Source organism: Providencia sp. 2023EL-00965 (assembly GCF_033550225.1).
Taxonomy (GTDB): domain Bacteria; phylum Pseudomonadota; class Gammaproteobacteria; order Enterobacterales; family Enterobacteriaceae; genus Providencia; species Providencia manganoxydans.
Genome location: NZ_JAWUEH010000032.1, coordinates 1 through 9,923, shown reverse-complemented (window position 1 = coordinate 9,923; position 9,923 = coordinate 1). Strand labels below are relative to the sequence as shown.

Here is a 9,923-nt window from a genome sequence, read left to right as displayed (position 1 = left end):
CGAACATGAATATCCACAAATATCTCCTTGGTAATCATAAATTCCCCGTACAAAAATGTACGGATAATACCAAGTGGCTCAGTTTTCTATGATCGTTAGTGGATCAGTTTTACATGATCAGTGACAGCAGACATACCAATGCCCATTAAAATAGGTGAGCTTATACGGTGCGACCCAATGCGTGGTTTTTCCCCCAATCTCATAATGAATAAACTGGTTATCCAAAATGGCTTGTGTGATTAAAGCAAAGCCGCCATACACGGACGGTAAGGCTTTGGGCGGTGCGTGATAGACCACATACGGGGAGCCTTGCGCATGCCGACTCAGTAATAACGACAGTAACTTGCGGTCAAGCACCGGAAAAAGTGGTGTAATATCCGTAATCTGGGCAAACTGCAAAATATCACTGTCGGTACGTAAGGCGGATTGTCCTCCTGCAAGACGATAGCCTTCCTCCTGTTGTTCAATGTCCAAATAGACCAAACGTTCATGAAAATCCCGTTGTATGGTACGCAGGGACACATTAAATTCAGCCGCTAATACTTGGGGTGATAACGTTTCTCCTTTAAATAAATGGGTCAGGATATACGCCAGCCGATGAACTAATCGGTCATGGCGAGGTGACGGTTGTGCCATATTCGGTTTCCTACCAGCGATAACACAAAAGGGCTTAAGCGTGGGCTTAGGCCGGTGAAAGGGACTTTTGGCGCAGATACGCAACTATGATGCAAGCGGGTATCGTGACGCGGTACGCGGGACCGGCAATGTCCGCAATGAGCCATGCGGAGGTGAGCGTTAATCCAATCGGACCCGCTAAAAAGGATAAGGCACGATTAGCGACAAATATCGTTCCCCATGTCGCCACGCCGCCGAGTAGCTCGATGATGCTCATGGCAGCGACCGTGGCAATTTCGAGTGCCGCAAATCCGGAGGTGCGAACGGCGGCTTGTAAGGCAATCATGACCAATTGCGGTGTGGGATTGGTGAGATTCAATTGTAAATCGTGAGCAAGGGTACGGAGCTCTTCTTCATTGAGTTTATCTAAGCTTTTCTCCATCACCGTCATTAACAGGTTCATTTCCAGCGTTTCAATGTCGCTTTTTGGGTTAAAGTTAACTTTCAGCTTTTTACAAACATCTAGCAGGATTTCGCGATATAACACACCTTTATTGCCGCGCACGGCACTGACTAAACTGTTGGCGCCAAAGGTTTGTAGCTCAGCGCAAATGTCTGTCCAATAACGCTGATGGTTAGGATAATAAAGTTGATATTCCGGCTTACGAGTTAAACGCTCACTCCAGCGTTTTTTGCCGTCTTTATGGTCATGCGTCAGAACGGAAACTAAAAGGCTTAAGTCGTCATTATTGCAGTGAGCAATAAAAGCTAAATCAGGGTCAATACGGTATTTTGGCATAATGTTGATTCCAATGAATTAAGGAGCCAACAGCGTAACAAACCGACCGGACAGGGTATGTCGCGTAAAAAATTATTTTCAATGAAATTGATAAATAGTCAGGTCAAAGTATGTCATTATTAAAAACGGGGACGTTATGAATCTTTATATTTAAAATTGATTATCGTTATAAGAGTTTCATGAGGGTGATATAGAAGTAAAAAATAATGAAATAAAATGAGCGCTTACCAAAACTGACAATGAACTAGTCTACATAAAAAATAATAAGTTTTGCCTTCAAATTAATGAAAGCAAAAACTGAATTAAACTTGCATTTTAAATAACATTTTCATCTTGAAAAATTTCTTTATATTTACCCTCAATCAATGCTTCTATCATTTTATTTAAAGGTAACTCAAAATATTCAGCCATATCAACTAGCATATTTTTTTTATCTTTTTCTATATAACAACTTAATGCTGATTGATTTACTCTCTCCGATCTAAGCTTGTTTTGTAAATAGGCTTTTCTCATATTTTGTATTAAATATTTTTTTTGTAATAAGCTTGCCCCCCATAACAATAAAATAGCGATCAAAACTAAGTACCTTTCTTTTTTTATACTTTTGTAAGAAATGTCAAAAATAGACTGTAATTGACTCAAGGTACAAAATGAGTTGATCGCGTAATCAGGATTGTCATTCGCTTTTGAAAGGTAACCCCAAACCCAGTCCATAGTGGTTTCTTCTTTTTCAAAAATCCAACGTGGAATATTAACAAATCTTAATTGTTGATTATATTCATTTATCCATTGATTAATAAAGAAAAGTTTAACACTACGTGTAATTTGATAAGAATCATATATAAAATTTATAATAGAGGCGTTTTTTTCTTTACTTGATGTTGACATCTGTATTGCAGATATTAAATTAGAACTTAATTTTATCCCATTAAAGTTATAATCTATTAAGATAATTCTCGCCCAAATATAATGTACAAATCTAATATCTTTATTTAACCAGTTTATCTCTTCTTCAGATATGAATTCATCTTTTGATTTATTATAAACAGATTCAAGCTTTTCTATTGTTACGTTTGAGAATGATTTATAGCCAACTAATTTTTTAAACTCATTAAGATAATACTCTTTATTTTGCTCGACATTTATGATTGGAGAGTAAGGAATCTCATGAAATAATTTAACATCATTTATCAAGTTATTAGTGAAAAACTTAATAAAATTAGAACTCGATTCACTTTTTAATTTTGAATAAAACTCTTTCATTGCATTATTTTCTTCCATTTCATTACCCTTTATTAAATTTAAACATGAAAAATAATACAATCTTGTCGTACTCCTGTCTACCTCTCGACTCAGTTACGAATGTTTATTGTCCACTTAATGACTATACATTGAGACAAATCATTTCTTTCTATCTAACTGATAAATAACATTTATAGCACTTAAACATTGAGCTTAGTACTTTGTTAATCCAAACAAATTATTCTATAGATATTTTATATGGGTTATGTATCTAATCCGTTGAAAATTATTTTTTAGCCAAACGTCGAGCATTTGAAAAACTGAGAAATTTCTAACAATTGACACTAACCCCCATTAGATTGATGACCTAAATTTTGAATACATAACCGAAACATGGCTCAAAGAGAAAGCATCTACCTTATTAAAATTAATATTTTTACGAATATTGATTAGACATTCTAAGGTAACTTCAGAGTAAGAAAATTATAAAAACTTAAAGTTAAAGCACCTTATCCATGAAAATATTTAAAGTGATGACATTCAATCATGTTGGTATGGTAATATATATATTTAATATATTAATAGTGTAATGAGTTTAATCACTCTACATAGTCTTTATGTAGAGTGATTAAATGAATAGTTATAGAGTATTATATCGATAGTCATACTTTAGCAATAATAGGTTTGATGATCCCCTATATTTATTGATTAATGAAAATAAAATGTAATTAAATACATATCAACCATCTTATATGAAACACTAATTACCGTTAAATATAAGAGGTTAGATGATGTCGAATTATACTTGTAATTCTTATTACCAACAAAGAATTAGTCATATGGTCAATAAATCACTCAGCGAGTTTAAACGATTATCTGTTTTTAGAATTGATTTGCGATTTCCTTATAACGGCATTGATTACAAAAATGATCCCAAAGTGATTACTCGCTTTTTTGAATCATTAAAAAGAAGGATCATGGTTGACGTTAAAAATAAAAGCCATTTATGGGGACGGAATCTAAGGGTTAATGTAGATTATGTTTGGGTAAGAGAAGTAGGGCCGATTAATCAGAAAACACATTACCATGTTGCCTTATTATTAAATAAAGATATCTACCATGGCGTTGGCTATTATCATCAAGATAATAATCTCGCAGCATTAATTATTAATGCTTGGGACAGTGCGCTAGGATTATTTAATACCCCTCAGAAAGGATTAGTGCAATTTTCCAGTTGTCATTACTTAGAACAAGAAAAAATTGGTTTTGAACAAGCCTATATCAATACCATGCAAGCATTAAGTTATCTTGCTAAAGATTACAGCAAACCTTATCACGATGGTTATCGTTGTTTTGGGTGTAGTCAATAAGTAATTTTTTACATATCGGGGATATGATTTGAGAAGTCATATCCCGATAATTATCTCGATATCACTTCTGCCTTTTTATTTCAAAGACAGGAGTTTCCCAATGAATACGATGAAAACATCTTTACTGGACGATCAGTTAGTCGATATTAAATTTATCACTCATCTGACACGATTAACGGATAAGTGGTTTTATAAACTCATTCAAGACGGTGAGTTTCCCAAACCGATTAAACTGGGACGCAGCTCAAGATGGCTGAAAAGTGAAGTAGAACAGTGGCTACAAGCGCGCATTGATGAATCGAGAGGGGGCAACTCCGCCCTTGGATCCTAAGGCACTAGCGCGAGTCGCCGTGCATTTTCCATAGCATACCCACCCATTACCCACCAACTCAATTTCAACCACACCTGGTGCGATTGAATGCGCTCTAGGCAAAGCGACGCCCTAAACATACGAACCTGGCTCGATACGCATGTAGGCACAGCTCAGTGGTCTTCTAAGTTTCAAGGTGGGTTGCCGAGTGTGGATCATGAATGTTGGGTACTCAGAACGTTTAGTTTAAATTTTACAGAAGGAGCACACCCATGCTTAAATTACATGAAGTCAAAATGTCGCTAGCCTTAACGCAGAACAATCGTTTCGCGGGAGCCACCCAAGAACCGAGTTATTCACGAGAAAACTATTACTGTGCTCACTGCGGTGAGCCCGTCACACTGCACAAGACGCCAACGGAGTCATGGTTTACCCATTCTGATCCTCAGACCGCAGAGCACTGTCCGCGGGTCATCAGTAAGATCAAGAACTTAGAAGACAAGGCACGACTGAGCACACAGGTTCGATCAGTGTCCCCTATTTTAAAGGTCACGAATTGGTTTTGCGTGCAGTGTCGTGAGTATTTTACAAGTAATCAAAAATGTTGCCCGAAGTGCCATGAGGGGATTTGGTGTATTCCTGCCCAGAATGTAACAGAGGAACATCAGCCTAAAACAGAAAAATCGTTTCCATTATGACCTTTTAATGCTCATGGTGTTAGGTTAATCAATCACGCTTTCGCTAAATGTGACCACGGTACTGCCACCAAAATTAAGCCTACCCTGATAAGCTCACCGAAGAAGAGGAGTTAAGGCTGAATTTTCATATCGAGGAACGGCTGTTACGCTATCACACACGGCCAATAATTATTTATCGCCAGTGGTGTATGAAAATTCCTTAAGAAAAGTGTCCTGATTTAGTTGCGCAGAACAAAATCGCATTTTATGATGCTCTAGCCAACAACGAAAGTGCAGTACGTGAACTTGGTGATGAGATCCTTAAAAAGATTGCCGTCGAAATCACAGATAAACTCAGAAAATCGACCACGGTTGATTGGCAAGTTCGTGACAGTGTTCGAGCTAAATTAAAAATACTCGTGCGCCGCACTTTACAGCGTTACAAATATTCACCTGACAAAGCCGCTGAAGCTGTAGAGCTTATTTTGAAGCAGGCTGAGACATTGTCGAATTCATGGACGAAATAAAGGGTGCTTTTATAGATGACAACAAATAAATCTAATTCATTCTGGTTTGTGGGTGCATCCTACGGCAAAGGTAGTGAAGACCAAACGGAGCGTTTTCTCAACGATGGCGTTTGGCAAAATGGCTATGAAGATAAATATCTCGATGTAGTCCGCAATATGCAGCCGGGCGACAAGATTGCCATTAAATCGTCATATACAAGAAAGCGAGAGCTCCCTTTCGATACTAAAGGCCAGACTGTTTCAGTAATGGGGATCAAAGCTATTGGTGTGATTACCCGTAATCATGGCGATGGCCGGTTTGTCGATGTTGAATGGCAACCACGCTTTGAGCCTGTTAATGAATGGTATTTCTATACCAATCGCAGCACTATTTGGCGCGTTTCTCCCGATGATTGGATGACAGAGGGGCTTATTGACTTCACTTTCAATAATAAACCCCAGGATATAGATCGTTTTCGCAATGCTCCCTATTGGAAGGAGCGCTTTGGTGATACCCCTGTCGATAAACAGCGTTTTAAATGGACCCAATTTTACGAAGAGTTTGCCGACAAGCTATTAACTTACAAGGATGATCGTGCTTCTTTAATGGCAGCCATCCACGATTTACCGAACAAAATTGAAAGCATTTCTGTCCTTCAAGATCAGCCTAAGGAAGGCACAAAAGAGTTGCTAAGTGATATTTGCCCGTTTACCGTCTTCGGCCTTTTTAACCGGCGTATTACCGATGCTAACCGAATAGCCATCGCAAGCGAGCTTGCTGCTTTTTTGAAAGTTGAAACGCCTGTTCCTAATTCCTTTGAAGGTATCCCTGTTGTTAATAATCAGCGCTCTTGGTTTTTTGGATACAAATACCGACGGGGTGAACATGACATTGATACACTATGGAACCTTTTTGAGGCCGCCATAGAACACGCTAATAACTCAGAAACTGATACCGCAGAGGAACTTTACGATGCTTATGAAACTGCGACTAAATGCTGGGGAACCGGCTGGAACCTCTCAATGGGGCTGTATTGGATTAGACCATGGAAGTATCTGACACTTGATGGCCAATCACAGGCATACATCACTAAAAAGCTGGGTTTAGAAATAGGCAAGAATGGCGAAAAAGGTCGCTGTAGCTCAAGAGATTACTTCGGTCTGATTGATGATCTAGAAACACGATTTCAAGAGGACGCCTACCCCGTACACTCTTTTCCAGAACTGTCGCTTTCGGCCTGGCTATTTAAGGATACCGACACATCCGCTCATCCGAATGCTACTGACCTTGATGACGAGGAGCTATCGGCAGAAGAAGACGAAGTTGCTGTTCAGACTGCGCCTATTGAACCTTATACAATTGACGACATCATTGCTGATGGTTGTTTTCTTGAAAGAGAAAGCATCGCAAAAATAATTACTCAGCTTAGACATAAGAAAAACCTTATTCTCCAAGGCCCTCCGGGAACTGGTAAGACATGGCTCGCAAAGAAACTTGCATATGCGTTAATGGGCCAAAAGGACGAAAACTCTCTACGCGCTGTTCAGTTCCACCCCAATCTATCATATGAAGATTTTGTGCGTGGTTGGAGGCCATCAGGCGAAGGAAAATTAACTCTCGTTGATGGTCCATTTCTGGAAATGATTAATGAAGCCAAAAAAGATGCGAGCAGCAAACACGTAGTCGTTATCGAAGAAATTAACCGAGGAAACCCTGCTCAGATTTTTGGCGAAATGCTCACATTGTTAGAGGCTGACAAGCGCACGCCAAGTGAAGCTTTGGAGCTTAGTTATCGTCGAGCTGAAGGCGAAAGAATTCATATTCCCGCTAACCTTTATGTTATTGGCACTATGAATATTGCCGACCGCTCATTAGCACTTGTTGACCTTGCTCTACGTCGCCGATTCGCATTTTTTGATCTTAAGCCAACGCTCGGTGAGGCATGGCGCAATTGGGTTCATAGTAAGGCTGGTATTGATAACGATTTTTTGCAGTTAATTGAACAGCGCATAGTCTCACTAAATAACGAGATTTCAAAAGATCGCAACTTGGGCCCTCAGTTTAAAATCGGCCACAGTTATGTAACACCACCGTTAAATACAAAGATTGAAGATGCTGCAGCATGGTTTCAAGGTGTCGTAGAAACTGAAATTGGACCGCTTCTTGAAGAATACTGGTTTGACGATATAGAACGCGCTATCAAATCCAAAGACGCTTTGGTTGAAGGCATCTAATGTCTGCCGTTATTGAAGCGAAAAGCCAAACTACTTCGTCGAGACGATTAGGAAAGATTCCTGTTCGTAACCTGTGGTTGTTGATGCTCTATGCTTCGGACCTTTATCGCCACCTTGGCACCAATAAAGTCGACGTAGAAGACAACCCAGAAGACATAGCAGATTTGGTTGCCGAGATTCTCTGCCATCAAGTTGAAGAACGCATGATGCGAAATTTAAGCTATGGGTATGAATCGAAAGTTGCTGTAATCAATCGAGTTCGTGGACGCATAGATACCCTAACCACCGAGCGGCAAAGGCTACTTGAAAAAGGTAAGGTATGCTGTCGCTTTGATGAGTTAACGGTAGATACTCCCCGTAATCGTTATGTTAGATCTGCATTAGAACGATTATCAAAGCTGAATATTAAACCAACTCTTGCACATAAATGCCGAGCCTTAATGCTGAGTTTAGAACGTCTAGGCGTGAGCAAGGCAAAGCCAATAAATTACAGCGGAAAGTCGGAAAGATTTGGACGCCATGATATTAGCGATCAGAAGATGGTTGCTGCAGCCGATTTGGCTTTTTCACTCGCTATACCCACAGAGTTTGACGGTCAATTTCATCTAACAGCTCCTGACACTCGAAAAGAGTGGCTTAGAAAATTGTTTGAAAAAGCTGTAGCGGGTTTCTATGCCGTAGCACTAGATAAAAGAGAGTGGCGAGTATTGGCTGGCAAACAGTTTGATTGGCAGATATCAGATAAAAGCTCAGGGATAGACGAAATTCTTCCCAGCATGAAAACAGACATCATTATCGATAATCGTTCACCAGACAAGCGTTTGGTAATCGACACAAAATTCAATTCAGTGACCACTAAAGGTTGGCATAGGGAACAGACTCTTCGCAGTGGTTATATCTACCAAATGTATACTTACCTTAGAAGCCAGGAAGACACTTCAGACCCCAAATCACTTGAAAGTATTGGCATGTTACTTCACCCGACAGTGGATAAAGAAGTCGCTGAGATGGTAACAATTCAAGGCCACCCAATATGGTTTTGCACTGTTAATTTAGGTGAGTCAGCTATTTCAATCAGAGAGCGCCTACTTGCTCTTTTACAAAAGAGTTTCCAGGAGAAAAAATAATGGTCACATTCGATCAACTTATGCTACCGCTAATAAAGGAATTAGTGAACCTTGGGGGCTCAGGCAGTATCGACGAGATATACGAAGAAGTTGTCGAGCTTGAAAAGTTTGATGAGGGTACTTTGGCTGTTCTGCACAACCCTGAAAAAAGTAGCCAAACGGAGGTTGGTTATCGATTGGCTTGGGCGAGAACCTACCTCAAAAAAGCAGGATATCTTGAGAATTCATCAAGAGGCGTTTGGTCTTTGACTGATAAAGCCAAGCAAAATGCTAAGCTGGGCTCTATTGATGGATGAGATTTTAAGTAATATGTTCTCGGTGCGTTGTTCTACCGCTGTATCAGTGAGAACTTTGTAAACTATATCGAAGCAGGTGATGAGAGCGTTAATTACGCTAAGTTAGATGGCAGCATCATTACCGATGAGATTAAAGATGATGCCGTCAGAACCAGAGGCTATTTTCTTTACCCTAGTCAGTTGTTTTGTAACGTTGCCGCGAAATTGATAATGCTATAGAAAAATCGATGAAAGGCCATGACATTTGGGAACGCTTAATTAAAGATAATCCTTCAGGCTTAACTTAACATTCTCAATATTAGATGCCATAGTATAGAAATTCATGTTAAGTATCTCTTATAGAAGGTTTCCATGACCGTTCCAACCTACGATAAATTTATTGAGCCGATATTACGTTTTTTAAAGCATCATCCGGAAGGTGTTGCAGCAAAAGATGTCCATGAGGGGGCAGCTGAAATCTTAGGATTAGACGACAATCAGCGCTCCGAGCTCGTTTCAAGCGGCCAGTTAGTCTATAAAAACCGTGCCGGTTGGGCTCATGATAGGCTAAAACGCGCAGGTCTCTCACAAAGCTTATCACGAGGAAAATGGTGCTTAACGAAGGAAGGTTTAGAGTGGATGGCTCTGTTGCAAATAGAATCGTGAAGCTGAGCTTTTCCGCTCAAAGTGGATTAAAGTCCGAATACTCTATTCACGAGGCGCACTTCTCCTAACGGTTGGCCATAGTAAAAATGTTCTGCTTGACC

Annotated in this window: 9 protein-coding genes and 3 pseudogenes; 9 read left to right on the top strand and 3 right to left on the bottom strand. The window is 39.6% G+C overall.

Going from position 1 to position 9,923, the window contains the following annotated elements:
* Nucleotides 1-117 precede the first annotated feature (117 nt).
* The 3 genes from SC428_RS21745 to SC428_RS21735 form a co-directional block, all read right to left on the bottom strand.
* Nucleotides 118-636 carry an HTH domain-containing protein gene (locus SC428_RS21745; protein ID WP_318710310.1) on the bottom strand — a complete coding sequence of 173 codons (519 nt, stop codon included), beginning with the start codon at nt 634-636 and terminating at the stop codon, nt 118-120.
* 46 nt (nt 637-682) lie between these two features.
* Nucleotides 683-1,414 (bottom strand): DUF3944 domain-containing protein, encoded by a 732-nt coding sequence (locus SC428_RS21740; protein ID WP_318710309.1) that lies wholly within the window; start codon nt 1,412-1,414, stop codon nt 683-685.
* Between the two features lie 315 nt (nt 1,415-1,729).
* Nucleotides 1,730-2,695 (bottom strand): hypothetical protein, encoded by a 966-nt coding sequence (locus tag SC428_RS21735; protein WP_181480440.1) that lies wholly within the window; start codon nt 2,693-2,695, stop codon nt 1,730-1,732.
* 752 nt (nt 2,696-3,447) lie between these two features.
* Between SC428_RS21735 and SC428_RS21730 the strand changes: the two genes are divergently transcribed.
* The 9 genes and pseudogenes from SC428_RS21730 to SC428_RS21695 all read left to right on the top strand — a co-directional run.
* Nucleotides 3,448-4,026, top strand: coding sequence for an inovirus Gp2 family protein (locus SC428_RS21730; protein ID WP_318710308.1), 579 nt, complete (start codon nt 3,448-3,450; stop codon nt 4,024-4,026).
* 100 nt (nt 4,027-4,126) lie between these two features.
* The gene (locus SC428_RS21725; protein WP_318710307.1) at nt 4,127-4,357 is read left to right on the top strand and encodes a helix-turn-helix transcriptional regulator; all 231 of its coding nucleotides are present in this window, start codon (nt 4,127-4,129) and stop codon (nt 4,355-4,357) included.
* A 251-nt stretch (nt 4,358-4,608) separates the two neighbouring features.
* Nucleotides 4,609-5,034, top strand: coding sequence for a putative zinc ribbon protein (locus SC428_RS22220; RefSeq protein ID WP_369511662.1), 426 nt, complete (start codon nt 4,609-4,611; stop codon nt 5,032-5,034).
* A 230-nt stretch (nt 5,035-5,264) separates the two neighbouring features.
* Nucleotides 5,265-5,540, top strand: a pseudogene (locus SC428_RS21720) (type I restriction enzyme endonuclease domain-containing protein); the annotation flags it as partial.
* A gap of 15 nt (nt 5,541-5,555) precedes the next feature.
* A complete protein-coding gene (locus SC428_RS21715) occupies nt 5,556-7,754 on the top strand; it encodes an McrB family protein (protein WP_318710306.1) in 2,199 nt (732 codons plus the stop codon).
* The gene (gene mcrC, locus SC428_RS21710; RefSeq protein WP_001277095.1) at nt 7,754-8,881 is read left to right on the top strand and encodes a 5-methylcytosine-specific restriction endonuclease system specificity protein McrC; all 1,128 of its coding nucleotides are present in this window, start codon (nt 7,754-7,756) and stop codon (nt 8,879-8,881) included. Before SC428_RS21715 ends, mcrC begins: the two co-directional genes overlap by 1 nt.
* Complete coding sequence (locus SC428_RS21705) at nt 8,881-9,177, top strand: winged helix-turn-helix domain-containing protein (protein ID WP_412544847.1); 297 nt, start codon at nt 8,881-8,883, stop codon at nt 9,175-9,177. Before mcrC ends, SC428_RS21705 begins: the two co-directional genes overlap by 1 nt.
* 27 nt (nt 9,178-9,204) lie before the next feature.
* A pseudogene (locus tag SC428_RS21700) lies at nt 9,205-9,381 on the top strand (type I restriction-modification system subunit M); the annotation flags it as partial.
* A gap of 147 nt (nt 9,382-9,528) precedes the next feature.
* Nucleotides 9,529-9,801, top strand: a pseudogene (locus SC428_RS21695) (winged helix-turn-helix domain-containing protein); the annotation flags it as partial.
* Nucleotides 9,802-9,923: the final 122 nt, after the last annotated feature.

Bases quoted from the DNA above. Each gene is read 5' to 3' on its own strand.
- SC428_RS21715 (WP_318710306.1), top strand. From the start codon at position 5,556: ATGACAACAAATAAATCTAATTCATTCTGGTTTGTGGGTGCATCCTAC.
- SC428_RS21730 (WP_318710308.1), top strand. From the start codon at position 3,448: ATGTCGAATTATACTTGTAATTCTTATTACCAACAAAGAATTAGTCAT.
- mcrC (WP_001277095.1), top strand. From the start codon at position 7,754: ATGTCTGCCGTTATTGAAGCGAAAAGCCAAACTACTTCGTCGAGACGA.
- SC428_RS21745 (WP_318710310.1), bottom strand. From the start codon at position 636: ATGGCACAACCGTCACCTCGCCATGACCGATTAGTTCATCGGCTGGCG.
- SC428_RS21725 (WP_318710307.1), top strand. From the start codon at position 4,127: ATGAATACGATGAAAACATCTTTACTGGACGATCAGTTAGTCGATATT.
- SC428_RS21740 (WP_318710309.1), bottom strand. From the start codon at position 1,414: ATGCCAAAATACCGTATTGACCCTGATTTAGCTTTTATTGCTCACTGC.
- SC428_RS22220 (WP_369511662.1), top strand. From the start codon at position 4,609: ATGCTTAAATTACATGAAGTCAAAATGTCGCTAGCCTTAACGCAGAAC.
- SC428_RS21705 (WP_412544847.1), top strand. From the start codon at position 8,881: ATGGTCACATTCGATCAACTTATGCTACCGCTAATAAAGGAATTAGTG.
- SC428_RS21735 (WP_181480440.1), bottom strand. From the start codon at position 2,695: ATGGAAGAAAATAATGCAATGAAAGAGTTTTATTCAAAATTAAAAAGT.